Below are 23341 nucleotides of genomic sequence, written 5' to 3' on the forward strand. Positions count from 1 at the left end.
CGTATTTATAAGCATATGCTCCGATGCAAACACCTGAGGTGCTCTAAACAGGGCATCTCCCTACATGAGAAAAATTCTCTTTCACAACTTTTTAAAAAATGCTATACTGTGTAGGAAACAAACGCAGTAAATTTGGAAAGCGAAAGGAAGTAAAAAACGTGGCAGAATTAACTCCAATGATGCAGAAATATATGGAGACAAAGGCAGCATACCCTGACTGCATCTTATTTTATAGATTAGGCGATTTCTACGAGATGTTTTTCGAAGACGCCATTACCGCCTCGAGAGAGCTGGAAATCACACTGACCGGAAAAAGCTGCGGGCTGGAAGAGCGTGCCCCGATGTGCGGGATTCCTTACCATGCAGTAGACGGCTACTTGAATAAGCTGGTCGCCAAGGGATACAAGGTGGCGATCTGTGAACAGGTGGAGGACCCGAAGCTTGCCAAGGGGCTTGTAAAACGGGAAGTAACACGCATCGTCACACCGGGAACAAACCTGGCGCCCCAGGCTTTGGATGAGACAAAGAATAATTATCTAATGTGTATCGTATACATAGCCGACAGGTACGGGCTCTCCATCGCGGATATCACAACAGGAGACTATTTCGTAACAGAGCTGCCGGACAGTGCAAAGCTGATGGATGAGATCTACAAATTCATGCCCTCAGAGATTATCTGCAATGAGTCCTTTTATATGAGCGGTATTGATCTGGAGGATCTAAGAAGCAGACTTGGGATCACCATCTATTCCCTGGATTCCTGGTATTTCGATGATGCCATCTGCCGGAAGAAGCTGCTGGAGCATTTCCACGTCTCCTCCTTTGTGGGACTGGGACTGGAGGATTATGACTGCGGGATCATCAGTGCAGGGGCACTTCTGCAGTATCTTCTCGAGACCCAGAAGAATTCCCTGTCACAGCTGACACACATTACGCCTTATACGACGGCCAAATACATGATGCTGGACAGCTCCACCAGAAGAAATCTGGAATTGTGCGAGACCCTCCGGGAGAAGCAGAAGAGGGGCTCCCTTCTCTGGGTGCTGGATAAGACAAAGACAGCCATGGGAGCCAGGATGCTTAGAAAACATCTGGAACAGCCCTTGATCGAGAGAGATGAGATACAAAAAAGGCTGGATGCCGTAGAAGAGTTAAAGAGTATGGCGATCTCCCGGGAGGAGATCCGGGAATACTTAACTCCGGTCTATGACCTGGAACGCCTGATCACGAGGATCACATATGGTTCTGCCAATCCGAGGGATCTGACCGCGTTCAAGACCTCCCTGGAGATGCTTCCGTCTCTCCACTATATCCTGGAAGAGATGGAATCCTCACTGCTGTGCATGATCCGGGAGGATCTGGATACTCTGGAGGATCTCTGCAGCCTGATTCAGGATTCCATCATCGATGATCCGCCGCTTGCGATGAAGGAGGGCGGGATCATCCGTGACGGTTACCACGAGGAAGTGGATAAGCTCCGAAGCGCCAAATCAGACGGAAAAGACTGGCTTGCCAGACTAGAGGAGGAAGAACGGGAAAAAACAGGGATCAAGAACCTAAAAATTAAGTATAACAAGGTATTCGGCTACTATCTGGAAGTAACCAATTCCTACAAGGACCTGGTTCCTGACTACTATACAAGAAAGCAGACCCTTGCCAATGCAGAGCGCTATATCACACCTGAGCTCAAGGAGCTGGAGGATACCATCCTTGGTGCGGAGGACAAGCTGTATGCTCTCGAATACGAGCTTTACAGTGCTGTGCGCGATACCATAGCCGGTGAGGTTAAGAGAATCCAGAGGACCGCAAAGGCAGTTGCCTCACTGGATGTTTTTGCGTCTCTCGCCCTGGTTGCGGAGCGGAATAATTATGTCCGTCCGAAGATCAATGAAAAAGGGATCATCGATATCAAAGACGGCCGCCATCCGGTCGTGGAGAAGATGATCCCCAATGACATGTTCATTTCCAACGATACCTATCTGGATGATAAAAAGCAGCGGATCTCCATCATCACAGGCCCAAACATGGCCGGGAAATCCACTTACATGAGACAGGCCGCTTTGATCGTGCTGATGGCACAGCTTGGCTCCTTTGTGCCTGCATCCAGTGCCAACATCGGTCTGGTGGACCGGATCTTCACCAGGGTAGGAGCCTCCGACGACCTGGCTTCCGGCCAGAGCACCTTCATGGTGGAGATGACAGAGGTGGCCAATATCCTGCGCAATGCCACAAGCAAAAGCCTTCTGATCCTGGATGAGATCGGAAGAGGGACCAGTACCTTTGACGGTCTTTCCATTGCCTGGGCTGTGGTGGAATATATTTCCGATACGAAGCTTCTGGGCGCCAAGACACTGTTTGCTACACACTACCATGAGCTCACGGAGCTGGAAGGTAAGATCGAGAATGTCAATAATTACTGTATCGCCGTCAAAGAAAAGGGCGATGACATCGTCTTTTTGCGCAAGATCGTCAAAGGCGGGGCAGATAAAAGCTATGGAATCCAGGTTGCCAAGCTTGCGGGGGTACCGGACATCGTCATCGACCGTGCGAAGGAGATCGTGGAAGAGTTAAGTGACGAGGACATTACCACGAGAGTAAGTGAGATTGCCATTAAGGAGCATGATGCGAAAAAGAAACCGAAGGCAAAGAAATATGACGAGGTGGATATCGCCCAGATGTCCCTCTTTGACACGGTCAAAGACGGGGATGTACTGGAAGAATTAAAGAATATCGATGTGGGCAATCTGACCCCGATCGACGCATTGAATACGATTTACAGGCTGCAGAACAAACTAAAAAACCGCTGGTAAGCAAAGGGGTCTGACCCTTCTGAAAAAGTGGGTCCGCCCCCTGCTTTTGAAGGGCCAGGCCCTTGGGCGTAAAAGGATAAAGGAGAGGACTTATGCCGCATATTCAGGTATTAGATCAAATTACAATTGATAAAATTGCCGCCGGAGAAGTGATCGAACGTCCGGCTTCTATCGTAAAAGAATTGGTAGAAAATGCGATCGATGCAAAAGCGACCGCAGTAGTCGTGGAGATTCAGGAAGGCGGTATCTCATTCATCCGCATCACAGACAACGGAAGCGGAATCACAAGAGAAGACGTACCGAACGCATTCTTAAGGCATTCCACCAGCAAGATCCGCAGTGTAGAAGATCTGACACATGTGGCTTCCCTGGGATTCAGAGGGGAAGCCCTGTCCAGTATCGCGGCGGTCACAAAGGTGGAATTGATCACTAAAACAAGAGAAGAAACCTTCGGGACCCGCTATATCATTGAAGGCGGGCAGGAGCTGTCCCTGGAGGATACCGGGGCCCCGGACGGAACCACCTTTTTGATCCGGCAGCTTTTCTATAATGTGCCTGCCAGAAGGAAATTTCTAAAGACAGCCATGACTGAGGCCGGACACATCCAGGACCTGCTGATGCGCCTGGCGCTTTCTCACCCAGAGGTATCCATCCAGTTCATCAACAACGGACAGGAGAAGCTTCGGACCTCTGGAAACGGGAAGCTAAAGGATGTGATCTACAGCATCTATGGCCGGGAGGTTGCCGCCAGCCTCATCGATATGGATTATGACAAGGGAGGCCTGCACATGACAGGATTCCTGGGCAAGCCTTCTGTCAGCCGTGGAAACCGTAATTTTGAGAATTTTTTCGTAAATGGAAGATATGTAAAAAGCAGCATGATCTCCAAAGCAATCGAAGATGCATACCGGGATTTTGTCATGCAGCACAAATTTCCGTTTGTTGTACTTCACTTTCAGATCGACGGGGAAGACATCGATGTAAATGTTCATCCCACAAAGATGGAGCTTCGCTTCCAGAAACAACAGGAGGTTTACAATACGGTGTACGAGGGCGTGCACAGGACCCTGCTGGAGCCGGAACTGATCCCGGTGGTGGAGGTGCCGGAGCCGAAACGTCAAGAGCCCGCAGAAGAAGCGAGTCCCTTCCTGCTCAAGCCAAAGGCAAAAGCAGATACACGGCCTGCCCCTCAGTCGGCTGCAAAGCAAAGTACCGCTCCGGCCGGGTCGCCTTCAAAAGAGCCGGTGGAAAAAAATGAGGACTATTTCCTGCAAAAGATGAGGGAACGGGTGCTTTCCTACCATAATAAGACTTCCCAGATCATGAAAACGGCCGAAGAAAAGCCTTCTGAAACGAATATGATACAAGAAAGCGGCAACTATCATATAGAAGAAACCAAAAAGCTCCCTTCCAGCGAAGGCGATACTATGAAGAACTCTGCCGATACAGACAGTATCCGAGAGAGTGAGGCAGCCAGAAGTGCCGTGAAAGAGGAACTCCCTGTTGAGAAGACGGAAGCTATGAAGGTTTCCCCGGCTGTTTCCTCCCCACAGCGGCCGTCTGTACAGGAGGACGCCCCTTGCCCGGAACCTGCCGGCAAAGCGAAGCAGATGAACTTGTTTGATGAAAAGCTGCTCCGCCGTGAGACAAAGGCACAGTATACACTGATCGGCCAGGTCTTTGACACCTACTGGCTGGTCCAGTTCCAGGAGAACCTCTATATCATAGACCAGCATGCTGCCCATGAGAGGGTCTTGTATGAACGGACTCTGCGGGAAATGAAGAACCGGGAATTTACCTCCCAGTATCTAAGCCCGCCCATCATCCTGAGCCTGAGCATGCAGGAGGCAGAACTTTTAAAGACACATATGGACCGTTTTCAACGGATCGGTTTCGAGATCGAGCCCTTCGGCGGTGATGAGTATGCAGTGCGTGCCGTGCCGGACAATCTTTTCTCCATCGCAAAGAAGGAACTTCTGATGGAAATGCTGGACAGCCTGTCCGATGGCGTCTCCGGCAACATGACACCGGAGCTGATCGATGAGAAGGTAGCCTCCATGTCCTGTAAAGCAGCAGTAAAAGGAAACAGCAGGCTGTCTGCCATGGAAGTGGACACGCTGATCGGAGAGCTTCTGGAATTGGAGAATCCATACCACTGCCCCCACGGCAGACCCACGATCATAGCCATGACAAAGCGGGAGCTGGAAAAGAAATTTAAACGGATCGTATAAATAGATGAGGAAGAATGAAAATGAAGAAACCACTGATTATTCTGACCGGACCGACTGCAGTCGGAAAAACAAAGGCGTCCATCGGACTTGCCAGGGCCATCAACGGAGAGATCATTTCCGCCGATTCCATGCAGGTCTATAAATACATGGACATCGGTTCCGCAAAGATCCGTCCTGATGAGATGGAAGGAGTACCACATCATCTGGTGGATGTTTTGGAACCGGACGAGGAATTTCATGTCGTACGTTTTCAACAGATGGCCAGGGAGGCTATGAGAGGGATTTATGAGAGAGGCCGGATCCCTATTGTTGTGGGAGGTACCGGCTTTTACATCCAGGCCCTTCTTTATGATATAGATTTTACGGAGAATGACAGTGATACCTCTTACCGCCGTTCTCTGGAGGAAACTGCGAAAGAAAAAGGAGCTGCCTTCCTGCACAGTATGCTAAAAGCTGTGGATGAAAAAGCAGCACAGGATATCCATGAAAACAATGTAAAACGGGTGATACGCGCCCTGGAATTTTACCACCAGACCGGGAAACGAATCTCCGAGCACAACGAAGAAGAACGCCAGAAGGAATCTGCCTACCGCTCCGCCTATTTTGTTCTAAATGATGAGCGGGCTCATCTGTACGAACGGATCGACCGCCGTGTTGACCAGATGATAGAAGACGGGCTTGTAGAAGAGGTTCAGGCATTAAAGGAGCGGGGCTATACAAGAAACATGGTATCCATGCAGGGCCTGGGCTACAAGGAAATCCTATCTTATCTGGATCATGAGCGAAGTCTTGAGGAAGCAGTCTACATCATCAAACGGGATACCCGGCATTTTGCAAAGCGCCAGATCACATGGTTCAAGCGGGAGAAGGATGTGATCTGGCTGAATAAGCAGGATTTCAGATATGATGAAGAAAAAATACTAAAATACATGCAGCAGGAATTAAAAAGCAGGCAGATCATATAGACCGGCTGCCTAAATAAAACTTTATAAGAGATAATGAGGATAAAACGATGAATTTTGAAATGAACCAGATCTATGCAAAATTAGGAATCAGTGAGGAGGTCTTAAAGTTTGGCCGAAAGATTGAAAAAGAACTTATGCCGCGTTTCCAGAAATTCGATGAGACTGCGGAATACAACCAGCTAAAGGTCCTCCATGCGATGCAGGAAAACCGCGTCAGCGAGGGCTGTTTCCAGTATGCCAGCGGATACGGTTATAACGATATGGGCCGGGATACCTTAGAGGCAGTCTACGCAAGTGCATTCCACACTGAAGCAGCGCTTGTGCGCCCGCAGATCACATGCGGAACCCACGCCCTTGCCCTTGCCCTTTCCGCCAACTTAAGGCCGGGCGATGAACTTCTCTCACCGGTCGGAAAGCCCTATGATACCTTAGAGGAGGTCATCGGGATCCGCCAGTCCAAGGGCTCCCTTGCAGAGTACGGCATTACATACCGTCAGGTAGAATTAAAAGAGGATGGATATTTTGATTATCCTGCGATCAGGGAAGCGATCAATGAGAAGACAAAGCTGGTCACCATTCAGCGTTCTAAGGGTTACCAGACTCGCCCCAGCTATTCTGTAGAGAAGATCGGAGAGCTGATCCAATTTGTAAAAAGCGTCAAGCCGGACGTTATCTGCATGGTAGATAACTGTTATGGCGAATTTGTGGAGACTATAGAGCCAAGTGATGTGGGTGCAGATATGATCGTGGGCTCACTGATCAAGAATCCAGGCGGCGGTCTGGCACCGATCGGGGGCTATGTTGCGGGAAGAGAGGACCTGATCGAAAACTGTGCTTACCGTCTGACCTCACCGGGATTAGGAAAAGAGGTGGGCGCATCGCTGGGTGTAATGCAGGCCTTCTATCAAGGATTTTTCCTGGCCCCCACTGTGGTATGCAGCGCCGTTAAGGGTGCTGTTTTTGCGGCAAATATCTATGAAAAGCTGGGATTTGGAGTCATTCCAAACGGAACCGAGAGCCGTCACGATATCATCCAGGCAGTGGAACTGGGAACGCCGGAAGGTGTCATTGCTTTTTGCAGGGGAATCCAGTCCGCAGCTCCGGTAGACAGCTATGTCAGCCCTGAGCCATGGGCTATGCCAGGCTATGACAGCGACGTCATCATGGCGGCAGGGGCGTTTGTGCAGGGCTCCTCCATCGAACTGAGTGCGGATGGTCCGATCAAGCCTCCCTACGCCGTTTATTTCCAGGGAGGGCTGACCTGGCCGCATGCGAAACTCGGAATCCTGAAATCATTACAGAATCTAGTGGATGCCGGGCTTGTTTCAAAAGCAGCCCTTGAGTCTGCAGATTAAGAAAGGGGATAGTATTTATGACGAAAATAGCAGTGATCGGAGGCGGTGCATCCGGTCTGATGGCAGCGGTCACAGCAGCAGAAAACGGAGCACAGGTCCTGCTTCTGGAGCACAAGGACCGGGTGGGGAAAAAGATTTTGTCCACCGGGAACGGAAGGTGCAATTTCACAAATCTGGCTCAGGAGCCGGTCTGTTATCATTCCGAAAATCTGCTGTTTCCGTGGCAGATCATTGAAAAGTTCAATGCGCAAAAGACGATCGCTTTCTTTTTAAAACTTGGGATCTATTCCAAAAACCGGAATGGATATCTTTATCCCCATTCCGACCAGGCGTCCGCCGTCTTAGATGTACTGCGGATGGAGACAAAACGGCTTGGAGTGGAGGTAAAGACCCAGACACACTGCCGGGAGATCCTTCCCGGAAAAAAGGGCTTTAAGATCCGTACAGACCAAGGTGATTTCCAGGCCGATAAGGTCATCCTGGCGGCTGGTTCCAAGGCAGCTCCTGTGTCAGGATCAGACGGTTCCGGCTATACGCTGGCAAAAGATCTGGGACACCACCTGGTCCCGGTCCTTCCCTCTCTTGTACAGCTTCGCTGCAAGGAAAGCTTCTATAAAAGTATTGCAGGAATCCGGGTCAACGGCAGCGTCTCCATTTACACGGATGGAGTATGCCAGGCAGCGGACACCGGTGAGATCCAGCTGACCGCCTACGGAATCTCAGGCATTCCGGTCTTTCAGGTCAGCAGGTACGCCGCCATCGGTCTGTATGAAAAAAAGAGAGTGGAAGCAGTACTCAACTTTATGCCGGATTTTTCCGGAGAACAGTTTCTTACCTTCTTAAAAAACAGGATCGCTGCCAGACCTCAAAAGACGATGGAGGAATTCTTCATCGGCCTGTTTCACAAGAAGCTGTCTGATCTCTGGCTCAAGCTTGCAAAGGTGGATCGCTCCAAACGAGCCGGGGACTGTACAGAGGATGAGCTCAAAAGGCTGGCCGGCCTGATCCGGGGATTCAAAACAGAGATCACAGAAACAAATTCCTTTGATCAGGCACAGGTATGCAGGGGCGGCGTGGACACAGAAGAGGTCAACGAAAAAACACTGGAATCGCTGTATGTACCTGGGCTGTATTTTGCAGGGGAGATCCTGGACGTGGATGGAATCTGCGGCGGATATAACCTGCAGTGGGCATGGTCCAGCGGGTATGTCGCGGGAAAGGAGGCTTCCGGTGCTTAGAATTAATCAGATAAAATTACGCCCGGGACACAGTCCCGGAGAGCTGGAAGAGAAGCTCTGCCGATTTCTTCACATTCCGGCAGATGCGCTCTTAGATTACCGGATCTGGAAACAGTCCATTGATGCCAGGAAAAAACCGGACATCTTTTATTCCTATACGGTAGATGTAAAAGTAAAGCAGGAGAGCAGCATACTGCGGAAAATGAAGAATAAGGTCCAGAAGATCACCGCCTCGCCGTATCAGCTTCCCACCCCGGGAAGCAGGGCTTTATCCCGCAGGCCAGTGATCATCGGCAGCGGACCGGCAGGGCTGTTCTGCACCTATCTTCTTGCCCTGGCAGGCTTTTCCCCGCTTCTCTTAGAGAGAGGCGGCAGTGTGGATGAGCGCTTAGCGGATGTGGAGGCATTCTGGGAGGGTGCAGGCTTGAAGCTTAACTCCAATGTTCAGTTTGGGGAGGGCGGGGCCGGAACCTTCTCGGATGGCAAACTAAACACATTGGTCAAGGATGCCCGGGGGCGGAATCGTTTTGTCCTTGAGACATTCGTAAAATTCGGTGCACCCGACTCCATTTTATATGAGCAGAAGCCACATATCGGAACGGACATCCTGATCCATGTCGTGAAAAATATGCGCCGCCATATAGAGAAACTGGGCGGCGAGATCCGTTTCCACAGCCAGATGACAGATATCCTCTTACAGCAGGATGAAGAATCAGGACAGACTAAGGTCAGAGGAATCCAAATCAATGGCAGTGAAGAACTAAAGACAGATCTGCTGGTCCTGGCCATCGGACACAGTGCCAGGGATACCTTCCAGATGCTGTATGATAAACAGATCTCCATGCAGGCGAAATCTTTTGCGGTGGGGGTCCGCATCGAGCATCCCCAGACAATGATCAACGCTTGCCAGTATGGTGAGGAAAGGCCAAAGGAGCTGCCGGCTGCGGCCTATAAGCTGACTGCCCAGCTGGAAAATGGCCGCGGTGCATACACCTTCTGTATGTGTCCGGGCGGATATGTCGTCAACGCCTCTTCGGAAGAAGGGCATCTGGCGGTCAACGGCATGAGCTATCACGATCGCGACGGCGTGAATGCCAACAGTGCGGTCATCGTCACGGTCACACCGGAGGATTATGGGAGCAGCCATCCCCTCGCGGGAGTGGAATTCCAGAGGATGCTTGAAAAACGCGCCTATGAAGAGGGGCAGGGCAAGGTTCCGGTCCAGTGCTTCCGGGATTTCTGCGAAGGCCGTGTATCCGAAGGCTTCGGGGAGGTGCATCCGCAGATCAAAGGGGCTTATACATTTGGGAACGTGCGGTCCCTCTTTCCAGAAACATTAGGTGCATCATTGGAAGAGGGCATTCGTCTGATGGACCATAAGATCCAGGGATTCGCAAGAGAAGATGCGGTACTTTCCGGTGTCGAAAGCCGTACCTCTTCCCCTGTAAAGCTGGAAAGAAACGAAGAATTTGAAAGTAATCTGGGCGGGGTCTATCCCTGCGGCGAAGGCGCCGGATACGCAGGAGGAATCACCTCTGCAGCCATGGACGGCATGAAAACTGCAGAAGCTCTCATCCGAAAATATGCGCCCAAACACAGCTGCAGTTCAAGCGTGCGGCAGTAACCAAACACAAAGTCTTCACAAAAATTTAAGAATGCAGACCTATACATGAATTTTAATTTATGCTAAAATAAATCATTGTATTGTGACATCCGCAGTCAGGTATGAGGTATGAAAGAGAACAATACGATGAAAGAGATGGTGGAAGAAGAGAGGCCTTATGAGAAATGCATAAGGTTTGGGGCGAGTAATTTGACGGATATTGAATTACTGGCTGTTTTGCTGCGTACAGGCACCAGAGGCGAGAATTCCCTTGGACTTGCAGACAAACTGCTGCACCCCGCATTTTCCCATGAGGGGATCCTGAATATCCACCAATGGACGCTGGAACAGCTATTGCAGGTCAAAGGGATCGGCAGAGTGAAAGCGGTCCAGATTTTATGTCTGTCAGAACTCGCCAAGAGGCTGGCTAAGGCAAACGCACAGTCAGGTCTTAATTTTTCGACGCCGTCTTCCATAGCACAGTATTACATGGAAGATATGAGGCACAGCAGGCAGGAGTCTATGAAGCTCCTTCTGCTTGACACTAAATCAAGGCTGATCTCAGATGCCGATATTTCCAAGGGGACGATCAATTCTGCGGTTATTTCTCCCAGAGAACTGTTCGTTGAGGCGCTTAAGAAGAATGCCGTCTCTATCGTCCTGCTCCACAACCATCCAAGCGGTGATCCTAAGCCAAGTAAGGCAGATGTCCTGATCACCAGAAGAGTACATGAGGCAGGAATGCTGATCGGGATCGAGCTTCTGGATCATATCATCATCGGGGATAATTGTTATTTTAGTATGAGGGAAAAAGAGCTTTTATAAGAATAAGGGGAAGTGTAACACATGGCCAGAAATGTATATGGACTAGATCTGGGGACTTATGACATCAAGATCTTTGATAAAAAGAAGGATAAAATATGGAAAGCAAAGAACGTCATTGCCATGAAGGACAAGAAATATATCTTTTCTACCGGTGATGAGGCCTATGAGATGTACGAGAAGGCACCTGATAACATTCAGGTCGTCTTCCCAATGAAAAACGGGGTGATCGCGCATTTCGATGATATGCAGTATCTGCTGCAGAACCTGCTCAATACGGACAGACAGTTTTCAAGAGGGGCCGAATATGTGATCGCTGTCCCCACCGATGTAACAGAAGTGGAGAAAAAAGCCTTCTACGATCTGGTATTTCATTCCACAGCCAGGGCAAAATCCGTCAGGATCGTGGAACGGGGGATCGCAGAGGCGGTCGGCATGGGGATTGATATCTGGAATGCAAGGGGGATCTTTATTGCCAATTTCGGCGGTGAGACGACAGAGCTGTCTGTCTTAGCTTCAGGAGGCATGGTCTTAAACCGTCTGATTAAGACCGGAGGGGTGCATTTTGATAATGCCATTGCCAATCTGGTTAGGCATAACACAGATTTCCTGATCGGACGGCTGACGGCTGAGACGCTCCGCAGGGAGTTCGGCGTATTTACAGAGGCAGGAGATGCCTCCCTTTTAGTCGCAGGCCGGGATCTGCTCACCGGAGTCCCCAGGCAGGAGGCAGTCCCCATCGGGATCGTAAGGGCTGCCATGAAGGAGCCTTTGGATGAATGTGTGCGTTCTATCAAGTCACTTTTAGACCGCACGCCGCCGGATGTGCGCAGGGGGATCGATGAAAAAGGGATCTATCTGACCGGAGGGCTTGCAAACCTAAAAGGACTTTCTACATATCTTGAGGAAAGCACCGGTCTGAAGGTAACGACCATCCCGGAGCCTGAGCTGTGTGCCGTTTCAGGGTTAAAGAAGATGATATTGAATAAAGAGTATAAAAAGTTAACATATTCTATGTTAGATGAAGATTATAGGTGGCTGAGATAATATGAAAAAGAAAAATCAAACCTCTTCAAAAAGTAAATACTATCTGGCAGGACTGAGTCTGTTCTGTATCCTTTTGATGGTACTGTCCCTGTTCTATGAGAAGAGTGCCGGTCCATTTAAGGCGATCGCAAGTGCGACCATCATTCCGATGCAGAAAGGCATCAACCAGATCGGGACCTGGCTCGGTGATATCAGCGACAATTTCGATACCCTGCAGGAGGTGCGCAAGGAAAAGGAAGCCCTCCAGGCCAAGGTGGATGCGCTGATCACAGAGAATAACAATCTCCAGGAAGAAAAGTACGAGCTGGAGCGTCTTCAGGCGCTGTATAAGCTTGACCAGAATTATGCGGATTATGAAAAAACGGGTGCCCACGTGATCGGAAATGACACCGGGAACTGGTTCAGCACCTTTACGATCGATAAAGGAAGTAAGGACGGCATCAAAAAGGACATGAATGTCTTGGCAGGCAGCGGTCTGGTAGGCATCGTAATAAAGGTAGGTCCTACCTGGGCAACGGTCCGCTCCGTGATCGATGATTCCAGCAATGTCAGTGCAATGGTCCTGTCCACATCCGACAGATGTATGGTAAGAGGAGACCTTTCCCTGATCAATGACGGAAGGATCCGTTTTGAACAGATGGAGAACAATGATCATAAGGTGCAGGTGGGAGACCAGATCGTTACCTCACATATCAGCTCCAAGTATCTCCAGGGGATCCTGATCGGCTATATCAGTGAGATCACCGTAGACTCCAACAACCTGACCCGCTCAGGATATATCACTCCTGTCGTGGATTTTAAAAACCTGCAGGAGGTCCTGGTCATCACAAAGACCAAGGATGAGCTGACGGGAAAGGATAAAAAGTAATCATAGTACCGACAGGGAAAGGAGGAATCTGACCGATGAAAAAGATGAAGGCAAAAAGAATCGGCGTGACCATAGCGATCGTACTGATCTGTTACCTGCTCCAGTGTACGGTATTTCCGCATCTGGCGCTGGCATCTATCAAGCCGAATCTGATGATCATCATAACTGCGGCCTTTGGATTTATGAGAGGCCCGAAGGAAGGAATGCTGGTCGGTTTTTTCTCCGGCCTGATGATCGATATCCAATTTGGCAATATACTGGGTTTTTATGCCCTGATCTATTTACTGCTCGGCTTTATTAACAGCTTGTTTGAGCAGGTATATTATGATGAAGATATAAAGCTGCCGCTTGTTTTGATCGCGGCGAGTGAATTCCTGTACGGTCTGGTCATCTATCTATTGATGTTCATGCTGCGCAGTGAGTTTGATTTTCTTTATTATCTGAGCCACAATATTATTCCGGAGCTGATCTACACGATCGTGGTCGCTCTGGCACTATACCCGTTGATTTTATTTATAAACCATAAGCTGGAAGCAGAAGAAAAAAGGAGTGCAAGTAAATTTGTTTGAACGTTTAAAAGATACTGTATTTCGAATCGTTAAATCACGTCTGTTTGTGTTGATCCTTGCATTCTGTGTTCTGTTTGCGATCCTGATCAACCGTGTATTTTATCTGCAGATCGTGAAGGGGCAGTATTATATGGACAACTATAAGCTGCAGATTTTAAAGACTAGGGAGATCCCCGGAACAAGGGGAAGCATTTATGACCGCAATGGCAATCTCCTGGCATATAATGAAGTGGCCTATTCTGTCACTATCGAGGACAATATCACAGGGGAAGACCGCAATGAGATTCTCAACGGGATCCTTGAAAAGATCATCTCTATCGTCGAATCCAACGGGGATTCTGTGATCAGTGACTTTGGAGTCGTCTTGGATTCTGCCGGGAATTATGAATTTTCCCAAACGAATGAGACCATGAAGCTTCGTTTTATCGCCGATGTCTATGGTCTGAAAACCATCGATGAGCTGACAGAAAAGCAGAGAAATTCCTCCGCTGCAGATATTATAAAATATCTGTGTACAGATGAGGTCTATGGATATGACCTGGATATGAAGAAGATGGACAAGGCCTATCTATTAAAGATGGTCAACTTAAGATATGCCATCAATCTGAACAGCTTCCAGAAGTTCATCCCCACCACGCTGGCAACCGATGTCAGCGATGAGACCGTTGCCGCCATCATGGAGAACTTAGATGAGCTGGACGGTGTGGATATCGCAGAGGATTCCATGCGCCGTTATACAGACAGCAAGTATTTTGCCTCTATCATCGGCTATACAGGCAAGATCTCACAGGAAGAATACAATGCCCTGGATAAGGACCAGAAAAAGAAGTATTCCCAGACTGATATCGTCGGGAAGGCCGGACTGGAACAGACCATGGATGAGGTCCTGCAGGGAAAAAAAGGAAAGACCCAGTTCTATGTAGACAGTGTCGGAAAGGTGACCGACAAGGTCAGCAGTGAGGAAGCAGAGGCTGGAAATGATGTATATCTGACGATCGACAAGGACCTGCAGGAGCAGACTTATCAGCTCCTGGAGGAAAAGCTTGCCGGAATCGTACTGTCCAAGCTGCGCAATGTCATGAATTATGACCCCAGCCAGACCACCGATTCGAGCCAGATCATCATTCCTGTAGATGATGCTTACAATGCATTTATTGCCAACGAGATCATTGATGAGAGTCATTTTGGGGCAGACGATGCCAAACCAATAGAAAAGCAGGTATACCAGAAGTTCACAGAGAGGAAAAAAACTGCGATCACAGAAATCATCAACGAGATGAACAACAGTAAGGCCAAGGCATACAAGGACCTTTCCGATGAGATGAAGGCATATATGGACTTTATTTCTATCGATGTGCTCCAGACAGCCACAGGCATTCTGATGACAGATAAGATCGATACAAACGATGAGGTCTATAAACAGTGGACAAAGGATGAGACGATCAGCCTGCATAAGTATCTGAATTATGCAATTTCCAAGAACTGGATCGATACTTCTAAGCTGGCAGATTATATTTCAGATGAGAAATACTCCGATTCCGCCGAAATTTACCAGGGAATTTTAACATTTTTACAAAATTATTTGGATTCAGATGTTAATTTCGACAAACTTCTCTACAAATATCTTATAAAATCAGGTAGTATCAGTGGAGGAGAGATTTGTGCCATTGTGTACGAGCAGGGTGTCCTTAAGATGGACGAGGCAGCTTACAATGGGCTGGCAGACGGCAGTATGGATTCGTTTAGCTGGCTTTACCAGAAGATCCAGAGTCTTGAGATTACTCCCGGACAGCTGGCATTGGAGCCGTGTACCGGTTCCGCCGTAGTCAGCGATCCAAATACAGGGGAAGTGCTGGCGTGTGTATCCTATCCCGGATATGATAACAACCGTCTGGCGAATACGATGGATTCCAAGTATTACAACCAGCTTGTGACCGGACTCTCCAGGCCGTTCTATAATAATGCGACACAGGAGAGGACCGCACCGGGATCTACCTATAAGATGATCTCCGCTGTGGCAGGATTGACAGAAGGTGTGATCTCAGAAGGCAGCTATATTAACTGTGGCGGTGAATTCGAAAAAGTGACACCGAGTCCTAAGTGCTGGATCTATCCGGGAGGGCATGGGCCGTTGGAGGTCACAGGAGCCCTCATGCATTCCTGTAATGTCTTCTTCTATGAAGTAGGATATGACCTGGGACTGGATGCAGACGGGGACTATGACAGTGACCAGGGTGTCGAAAAGCTGGCAAAATATGCAAAGGAATTCGGCCTCGGTGAAAAATCCGGCATCGAGATCCCAGAGTCCGAGCCTAGGATCTCAGACGAATACGCCGTACAGAGTGCGATCGGGCAGGGTACGAATAACTTTACCGTCAGTCAGCTCAACAGATATGTTGCAACGGTCGCAAATAAGGGAACCGTATATAACCTCTCTCTGTTAAACAAGACGACAGATGTGAATGGCAAGATCATCAAAAAGTATGAGCCTGTCGCAGCCAATGAGATCACAGATGTCAGCAGCAAAACATGGGATCTGGTTCATCAGGGTATGATAGCCATGATACATGATACCCCAAGCTTTAACGGTCTGGAAATAGAGATGGCCGGTAAGACGGGTACTGCACAGCAGAGCGCGCTTCATCCGGACCATGGCTTGTTTGTCGGGTTTGCACCGGCAGACAAACCGGAGATTGCCATCGCAGTGCGTATTGCAAATGGTTACAGTTCATCCTACGCTGCAGAAATAGGCAGAGATATTGTAAGGGCAAACTTTAAGCTCGCAGATAAGAAGGAGCTGATCACAGGTTCTGCCGCACAGCTTGGTACAGCCATTGCAGGAGATTAATCCTGCATGTTTATATACTTAAAAAGGATGTGAATATACATGGACAGGCTGGTAACAATTAAAAGCAACCGATATGGGATCGAAGTTCACCTGAATCCGGAAGTATCCTTTGATACTTTGCTGGAAAGTGTCGCCTCCAAATTCAAAGATTCTGCAAAGTTCTTTGAGGGGGCGAAGATGGCAGTCACGTTTTTAGACCGCAGGCTGTCAGACCAGGAGGAACAGCTGATCCTGGACTTGATTGCTGAGATCACGGGGATCGACATCGTATGTGTCATTGACCGTGATGAAACCAATGAAATGACATACAAAAGCATTGTAGAAAACACGCTCACCAATATCCAGAAGAGAGAAGGGCAGTTCTACAGAGGTACGCTGAGCAAAAGGCAGGTACTTGAATCTGATTCTAGCATCATCATATTAGGGGATGTGGAGCTGGGGGCAAAGGTGATCGCAAAGGGAAATGTTGTCATTGTTGGTTCTCTGTCCGGCAGTGTCCATGCTGGGGCATCAGGGAACAGAGATGCATTTGTCGTCGCTCTTTCCATGCAGCCGAAGCAGCTTAGAATCGGTGATATTGAGGCGAAGCGCCAGGTGATCTATCAGGAAAGCTTAAGTATTAAGGGACCAAAAATCGCCGTGGTCGACGGACGCCGGATCTATGTGGATCCGCTTGTAGACTAATCTTGGGAATAAAAGCTGTAGGAGGAAGAAAAACATGGGAGAAGTTATTGTCATTACATCAGGAAAAGGCGGAGTCGGTAAGACGACTACGACAGCAAATATAGGAATCGGCTTGTCGCAGATGGATAAAAAGGTCATTGTCATCGATACGGACTTAGGCCTTCGTAATCTGGATGTGGTAATGGGACTTGAAAACCGGATCATCTATAATCTGGTTGATGTGATAGAAGGAAGCTGCCGGTTAAAGCAGGCCCTGATCAAGGACAAGCGTTTTCCGGAATTGTATCTGCTTCCGTCCGCGCAGACAAAGGATAAGACAGCCGTCTCTCCTGAACAGATGCGCAAACTGATCGCAGACTTAAAGGACGAATTCGATTACATACTTCTGGACTGTCCGGCCGGGATCGAGCAGGGCTTTGAGAATGCAGTAGCCGGGGCCAGCCGTGCCATCGTTGTGACAACGCCGGAAGTATCTGCCATCCGCGATGCAGACCGTATCATCGGCCTGCTGGAGACACACGGGATCAAGAAAAACGATCTCATCATCAACCGCCTCAGGGTTGACATGGTCAAGCGGGGGGATATGATGTCTGTGGAGGACGTCACGGAAATCCTGGCGATCAACCTATTGGGCGTCATTCCTGATGACGAGCAGGTCGTCATCGCGACCAACCAGGGCGAACCGATCGTGGGAGCCTCCTGTATGTCCGGCCAGGCATATTTAAATGTATGCAGAAGGATCCTTGGAGATGACATCCCGATCACGGATTTTAGTAAGCCGGAAGGATTTTTTGCAAAGGTTTCCAGCCTTTTTAAAAAGAACTAGGAGGGAAATCATATGAGTGTACCATCTGTTCACGTTGCAAAAGAAAGACTTCGGACTCTGCTCATGGCAGACAGGATGCAGTGTACACCCGAGACGGCGGAAAGATTTTCTTCAGATATGTACCACACAATATCAAAGTATCTGGAGGTAAAGCCGGAAGATTTTAACATTAAGATAACACGTTCAGATATACATATAAAGATTACAGGAGAAAACTATTGAAACTTCAATTGAAACCGCATTTACAGAAACTCAAACAAAGATATCATTTAAAAGATTACAAGTTCACCCTTGTTGCGCTTGTAACGGCAATCTCCATCATTGGGATTTTTGTAGTGGGAAGCGCGCAGGCAGCCGTACAGGGAAAGCAGATCGCCGGAGTCCTCATGGGGACCTTCGCGATGGCAGTCATTTCTCTGATCGACTACAAGTGGGTGCTGAACTGGTATTGGCCTCTCTATGGCCTGAATATCGTCCTGCTCCTGGCAGTGCGCTTCTTTGGTGAAAAAGTAAATGGTGCTACCAGGTGGCTGGATCTTGGTTTCGTCCAATTCCAGCCCTCTGACTTAACAAAGATCATACTGATCCTGTTCTTTGCAAGATTTTTTATGGACAGGGAGCAGGCAGTCAATTCGAAAAAAACGATCATACAGGCGATAGCCCTATTGCTGCCGTCATTGATCCTGATATATAAGCAGCCGAACCTTTCCAATACGATCTGTATCGCGGTCCTGTTCTGCATAATCTTATATCTGGCAGGACTGAGCTATAAGTTCATCGGAACGGTCCTGGCAATTGCCATACCGACAGCGGCTCTGTTTTTGAGCATTGTCGTACAGCCGAACCAGCCGTTCTTAAAGCAGTACCAGCAGAACCGTATCCTGGCATGGCTGGAACCGGAGAAGTATGCGACAGATGAAGCATACCAGCAGATCAACTCGGTCATGGCGATAGGCTCCGGCCAGCTCACGGGAAAAGGTTATAATAACAATACGACCACTTCCGTGAAAAACGGAAACTTCATCTCTGAACCGCAGACAGACTTTATTTTTGCAATTATTGGGGAAGAATTAGGATTTGTGGGTTGTTGTGCGGTCATAATTTTGTTATTATTAATTGTAATAGAATGTATTTTAATTGGGGTAAAGGCAAAAGACACTGCGGGGCGCCTAATATGCGGCGGAGTCGCCACACTGATCGGAGTTCAGACATTCATCAATATCAGTGTGGCTACACAGATCTTCCCGAATACCGGGATTTCCCTGCCATTTGTAAGTTCAGGAGTCACATCCATTATATGCTTCTACATGGGAATTGGTTTTGTGCTCAATGTCGGTTTGCAGCCTAATAAATATCAGTAGAGGAGACTTAAGATATGAACATCGGATTAGTGGCACACGATGCCAAAAAGAAATTAATGCAGAACTTCTGCATCGCTTACAGGGGGATTTTAAGCAAGCACCATTTATATGCGACAGAGACCACAGGTGTACTGGTAGAAAGCGTGACGAACCTGAATATTCACAAGTATCTTGCAGGCCATCTGGGAGGAAAGCAGCAGATCGGTTCACAGATCGAGCATAATGAGATGGATCTTCTGATCTTTTTCCGTGACCCGCTGACGCCGCGCTCTCACGAACCAGATGTCAATGACATCGTGAAGCTGTGTGATATCTATAATATTCCAATGGCTACCAATATTGCGACTGCAGAAGCATTGATCTTAGCATTGGACAGAGGAGACTTGGACTGGCGTGAGATGTATAAGTAGAAAGACAACAGCTTTGGTATGGATCAAAGGGGGATTTGACCGATGAGCAGACAGATGAACCATACGAAGCCCAGTCAGGGAAGAAGAAGGCACAGAAGACGCAGGAGAAGAAGCAGGGCACCTATTTATGCCGGAATACTGGCGGTAGTCTTGATCCTGGCCCTGGCCGTGTTTCTTTTATCCGGCTGGATATTGAAGCCTGCCTATGACCAGGCAGAAGTTTATGAGAAGACACATTATAAGGCAGGTGTCTATAAGGGCACCCTATTTGCCGAGAACCTGTGTGTAACAGATAAAGATAAGACAATGGATGGGTTTACAGATGATACTTCGCTCCATGCGGCGGGTCTGTTTGATCTGAATAAAAAAGAGGTTCTGTATGCATACCACCTCCATGACAGGCTGTTTCCTGCCAGTACGACCAAGGTCATGACCGCATATCTGACCTTAAAATACGGCAATCTGGATGATGTCGTTACGGTCAGTGCGAACGCCACGGATTTTGCATGGGATGAGCAGGTCTGCAACTTAAAGACAGGAGACCAGGTCACGCTCTATGACCTTTTATGCGGGCTGGTCCTTCATTCCGGCAACGACTGTGCTGTAGCGATCGCAGAGCATATCTCCGGCAGTGTGGAGGCATTTGCTGACCTGATGAACCAGGAAGCGAAAGCTTTAGGTGCGACGAACACGCATTTTGTGAACCCGCACGGGCTTCATCAGGAGGATCATTATACCACGGCATATGATCTCTATCTGATGTTCAATGCCTGTGTAGAGGACCAGCGGTTCCTCGATATCATAGCGATGGATTCCTATACTGGAACGCTGACAGAAGCCGACGGTACCGTGCGCACCGAACAATGGCTCCCCTCCAACTACTATTCACTGGGAGAGGCGGCAGCACCGCAGGGAGTGAATGTCTTTGGCGGCAAGACAGGTACAACAGATGAGGCGGGCTCCTGTGTAATACTGTATTCACAGGATATGGCTGATCAGCCATATATTTCGATCGTTATGGGTGCGGATGATAAGACGATCCTTTATGACGATATGACCGAGCTGCTCGCAGCAGGTATTACTGACAGCCAGTGACCAGGCCTGTCTGAATTTAGATGACGGATAGAAAAAACAGGAACTTACTGTAATCTTTTCAAGTAAGTTCCTGTTTTGTTATTCTGCCTGGCTAAAAGCAGGCTTGTGAAATGTTCTCTTACTCAGCATCATTTTTGATCCTGCCAAACAGGCTGATAAGATAGAGGCCGCAAAGACCGACTAACGTATAGATTATCCTGGAAAGCCAGCTTAAATTTCCAAAGAGAAAGGCTACTAAATCGAATCGAAAAATACCAACCAGAAGCCAGTTGACTGCTCCAATGATCACAAGTGTTAAAGCAGTGTTATCAAACCACTTCATTTTATTTCCTCCTTTTCAATATCAATGCTTTTATTATTGCCACAAAAACTGGAAATATACATTTAAAAATGGTATACTGATAAAGTTATAAATAAATCTATTTATTTTTTGCAGGAATAAAATACAGGAGGAGTATAGATTTGGCATCACGGAAGAATAATTCCATCAGTATCAACAAGTATAAAAGAAAGCGTGAAATGAACGTCGGTATTTTTATATTTGCGATCGTGTTCATCTATCTGATCGTAACGATCATCATGTATGCCTCGTCGAAAAAGATCTCTGTATATGAAGTACGTGAAGGAAGTATCCTGAAAGACAATTCCTATACAGGACTTGCCATACGCGAGGAGACAGTGATAGATGCTGAGAGGACGGGATATATCAATTATTTTCAAAATGAAAGAAGTAAGATAAAGGCAGGGATGAACATTTATGCCATCACATCGGGCAGGCTTTCCTATGACAGCGACACCCAGACAGAAGAAATTGCATTGAGTTCAAAGGAGATGAATTCTCTGGCGGTCAAGACGCAGAATTTTAACGAGAACTTTAATCCCCAGAAGTTTTCTTCAGTCTATGCATTAAAAAACGACATTTCCAATACACTGCTCGATGCCTCTAATCAGACAAAAACAGCACAGATGGATGCTGTGATCGCTCTAAACGGAGGAAAGGCGGATGTATACGCTTCCCAGAGAGACGGAATCATGGTCCTGGATTTCGACGGATATGAGTCTCTGGATGTAGATACCTTTCAAAAATCGGACTTTGACCAGAGTAAGTATAAACGGACAAGCCGTGAAGATAATGTACAGGTAAAAAAAGGAGATCCTGCATACAAGCTGGTCACCAGCGAGAACTGGTCAGTTATTGTACCGCTGGACAAGGAGATGGCCTCTAAGCTGTCTGATACAACTTATATCAAGACCCGGATCAATAAAGAAAGTGAGGCGATCTGGGCCAATTTATCTATCATAAAAAGAGAAGGCGAATTCTATGGGCAGCTGGATTATGATAATTCCATGATCCGTTATGCAGATGACAGATTCCTGAATGTGGAACTGATCATGGAGGATGAGAGCGGATTAAAGATTCCAAAAAGTGCAGTCATTGAGAAAGATTTTTATGTTGTCCCCCAGGAATACATTACGACCGGAGGAAACAGCTCCGGCACCGGTGTCATGATACAAGACGGGAGCGGGGAACCAGACTTTACCCCTGTGGACATCTATAAGACGACGAAAGACGGAGAAGTCTATCTGCGGGCAGAGGATCTCGATAAGGGAAGTATTCTTGTACGCACCGATTCCTCAGAGACGTTCCGGCTTTCAGAGACAAAGCCGTGTAAGGGCGTATACAATATCAATAAAGGGTATGCCGTTTTTAAGGCTGTCACGATCCTCTGTGAGAGTGATGAATATTATATCGTCCAGGAGGGTGAGACCTACGGTCTTTATAATTATGATCATATTGTGCAGGACGGCGGTTCCGTGGATGAGGAAGAGGTCGTATTCCAATAATCACCTATTTAACGAAATCATATATGAGCAAGGAGTGAAGCAGCATGTTAAAAGATCAGCTGAAAGAAGTAGAGGAAAGGATACAGGCAGCATGTGACAGGGCCGGACGCAGCCGCAGCGAGGTGACACTGATCGCGGTCAGCAAGACGAAGCCGGTACCGGTTTTACAGGAGGCTTATGACCTGGGTGTGAGGGTCTTCGGCGAAAATAAAGTACAGGAGCTTACCGAAAAGTACGAGGTTCTGCCAGATGATATCCGGTGGCATATGATCGGACATCTCCAGACAAACAAGGTAAAGTACATCATTGACAAAGTGGATCTGATCCACTCCGTTGATTCCATGAAGCTGGCTGAGACTATCGAAAAGGAGGCTGCAAAAAAGGATCTGACTGTGCGAATCCTCATAGAGGTCAATGTAGCGGAGGAGGAGAGTAAGTTTGGACTGAAAGTTGATGAAGTAATTCCTTTTATTGAAAAAATAGCCACATTTCCCCATCTGCGCGTGTGCGGGCTCATGACAATCGCACCTTTTGTTGAAAATCCCGAGGAAAACCGCCCAATTTTCGCAAATTTACATAAATTATCTGTTGACATTGAGAAGAAAAACATTGATAATGTTAATGTGAGTATACTTTCAATGGGGATGACCAATGATTACGAAGTCGCAATAGAAGAAGGCGCGACTATGGTCCGTGTTGGGACCGGAATCTTTGGTGCCAGGAATTATGCAGTTTAGAGCATGACGACTGGAACAGAAAGGGCT

General features: G+C 48.0%; 20 protein-coding genes. 19 read left to right on the forward strand and 1 reads right to left on the reverse strand.

From position 1 onward, the window contains the following. Positions 1–158 precede the first annotated feature (158 nt). From mutS to AC4OGX_RS12015, 17 genes are all read left to right on the forward strand, one after another. Positions 159–2810: a DNA mismatch repair protein MutS gene (gene mutS / locus AC4OGX_RS11935; RefSeq protein ID WP_493330727.1), complete on the forward strand. Its 2652-nt coding sequence runs from the start codon at positions 159–161 to the stop codon at positions 2808–2810. A 92-nt stretch (positions 2811–2902) separates the two neighbouring features. Continuing rightward, the gene (gene mutL / locus AC4OGX_RS11940) at positions 2903–5041 is read left to right on the forward strand and encodes a DNA mismatch repair endonuclease MutL (protein ID WP_493330729.1); all 2139 of its coding nucleotides are present in this window, start codon (positions 2903–2905) and stop codon (positions 5039–5041) included. A gap of 20 nt (positions 5042–5061) precedes the next feature. Then, positions 5062–6006 carry a tRNA (adenosine(37)-N6)-dimethylallyltransferase MiaA gene (gene miaA, locus AC4OGX_RS11945; RefSeq protein WP_493330731.1) on the forward strand — a complete coding sequence of 315 codons (945 nt, stop codon included), beginning with the start codon at positions 5062–5064 and terminating at the stop codon, positions 6004–6006. Positions 6007–6053: 47 nt separating this feature from the next. Beyond that, positions 6054–7361, forward strand: coding sequence for a methionine gamma-lyase family protein (locus tag AC4OGX_RS11950; protein WP_493330732.1), 1308 nt, complete (start codon positions 6054–6056; stop codon positions 7359–7361). Between the two features lie 17 nt (positions 7362–7378). Then, entirely contained in the window at positions 7379–8599 is a 1221-nt protein-coding gene (locus AC4OGX_RS11955; RefSeq protein WP_493330733.1) for a BaiN/RdsA family NAD(P)/FAD-dependent oxidoreductase, read from the forward strand. Beyond that, on the forward strand, positions 8592–10223 hold the full coding sequence (locus AC4OGX_RS11960) for an NAD(P)/FAD-dependent oxidoreductase (RefSeq protein WP_493330734.1): 1632 nt from the start codon (positions 8592–8594) through the stop codon (positions 10221–10223). Before AC4OGX_RS11955 ends, AC4OGX_RS11960 begins: the two co-directional genes overlap by 8 nt. 108 nt (positions 10224–10331) lie before the next feature. Beyond that, a complete protein-coding gene (gene radC / locus AC4OGX_RS11965; RefSeq protein ID WP_493330735.1) occupies positions 10332–11027 on the forward strand; it encodes a RadC family protein in 696 nt (231 codons plus the stop codon). A gap of 21 nt (positions 11028–11048) precedes the next feature. After that, complete coding sequence (locus AC4OGX_RS11970) at positions 11049–12071, forward strand: rod shape-determining protein (protein ID WP_493330736.1); 1023 nt, start codon at positions 11049–11051, stop codon at positions 12069–12071. A gap of 1 nt (position 12072) precedes the next feature. Beyond that, entirely contained in the window at positions 12073–12939 is an 867-nt protein-coding gene (gene mreC / locus AC4OGX_RS11975; protein WP_493330737.1) for a rod shape-determining protein MreC, read from the forward strand. Positions 12940–12974: 35 nt separating this feature from the next. Further along, the gene (mreD, locus tag AC4OGX_RS11980) at positions 12975–13508 is read left to right on the forward strand and encodes a rod shape-determining protein MreD (RefSeq protein WP_493330738.1); all 534 of its coding nucleotides are present in this window, start codon (positions 12975–12977) and stop codon (positions 13506–13508) included. After that, the gene (locus AC4OGX_RS11985; RefSeq protein WP_493330739.1) at positions 13501–16356 is read left to right on the forward strand and encodes a penicillin-binding transpeptidase domain-containing protein; all 2856 of its coding nucleotides are present in this window, start codon (positions 13501–13503) and stop codon (positions 16354–16356) included. Before mreD ends, AC4OGX_RS11985 begins: the two co-directional genes overlap by 8 nt. Positions 16357–16395: 39 nt before the next feature. Continuing rightward, complete coding sequence (locus AC4OGX_RS11990) at positions 16396–17040, forward strand: septum site-determining protein MinC (RefSeq protein ID WP_493330740.1); 645 nt, start codon at positions 16396–16398, stop codon at positions 17038–17040. 34 nt (positions 17041–17074) lie between these two features. Beyond that, a complete protein-coding gene (gene minD, locus AC4OGX_RS11995) occupies positions 17075–17866 on the forward strand; it encodes a septum site-determining protein MinD (RefSeq protein ID WP_493330741.1) in 792 nt (263 codons plus the stop codon). Positions 17867–17878: 12 nt separating this feature from the next. Continuing rightward, a complete protein-coding gene (locus AC4OGX_RS12000) occupies positions 17879–18088 on the forward strand; it encodes a cell division topological specificity factor MinE (RefSeq protein WP_493330742.1) in 210 nt (69 codons plus the stop codon). Further along, positions 18085–19227, forward strand: coding sequence for an FtsW/RodA/SpoVE family cell cycle protein (locus AC4OGX_RS12005; RefSeq protein WP_493330743.1), 1143 nt, complete (start codon positions 18085–18087; stop codon positions 19225–19227). The genes AC4OGX_RS12000 and AC4OGX_RS12005 overlap by 4 nt, the downstream gene beginning before the upstream one ends. Before the next feature lie 14 nt (positions 19228–19241). After that, entirely contained in the window at positions 19242–19637 is a 396-nt protein-coding gene (locus AC4OGX_RS12010; protein ID WP_493330745.1) for a methylglyoxal synthase, read from the forward strand. Between the two features lie 42 nt (positions 19638–19679). After that, complete coding sequence (locus AC4OGX_RS12015) at positions 19680–20732, forward strand: D-alanyl-D-alanine carboxypeptidase family protein (protein WP_493330746.1); 1053 nt, start codon at positions 19680–19682, stop codon at positions 20730–20732. Positions 20733–20850: 118 nt separating this feature from the next. Here AC4OGX_RS12015 and AC4OGX_RS12020 read toward each other — a convergent pair whose 3' ends face one another. Continuing rightward, on the reverse strand, positions 20851–21054 hold the full coding sequence (locus AC4OGX_RS12020; protein ID WP_493330747.1) for a DUF378 domain-containing protein: 204 nt from the start codon (positions 21052–21054) through the stop codon (positions 20851–20853). A gap of 140 nt (positions 21055–21194) precedes the next feature. Here AC4OGX_RS12020 and AC4OGX_RS12025 point away from each other — a divergent pair, with 140 nt between their 5' ends. Beyond that, positions 21195–22577: a biotin/lipoyl attachment domain-containing protein gene (locus AC4OGX_RS12025; RefSeq protein WP_493330748.1), complete on the forward strand. Its 1383-nt coding sequence runs from the start codon at positions 21195–21197 to the stop codon at positions 22575–22577. Between the two features lie 44 nt (positions 22578–22621). After that, positions 22622–23314, forward strand: coding sequence for a YggS family pyridoxal phosphate-dependent enzyme (locus AC4OGX_RS12030; protein WP_493330749.1), 693 nt, complete (start codon positions 22622–22624; stop codon positions 23312–23314). Positions 23315–23341 lie beyond the last annotated feature (27 nt).

The organism is Faecalicatena sp., from assembly GCF_058819085.1.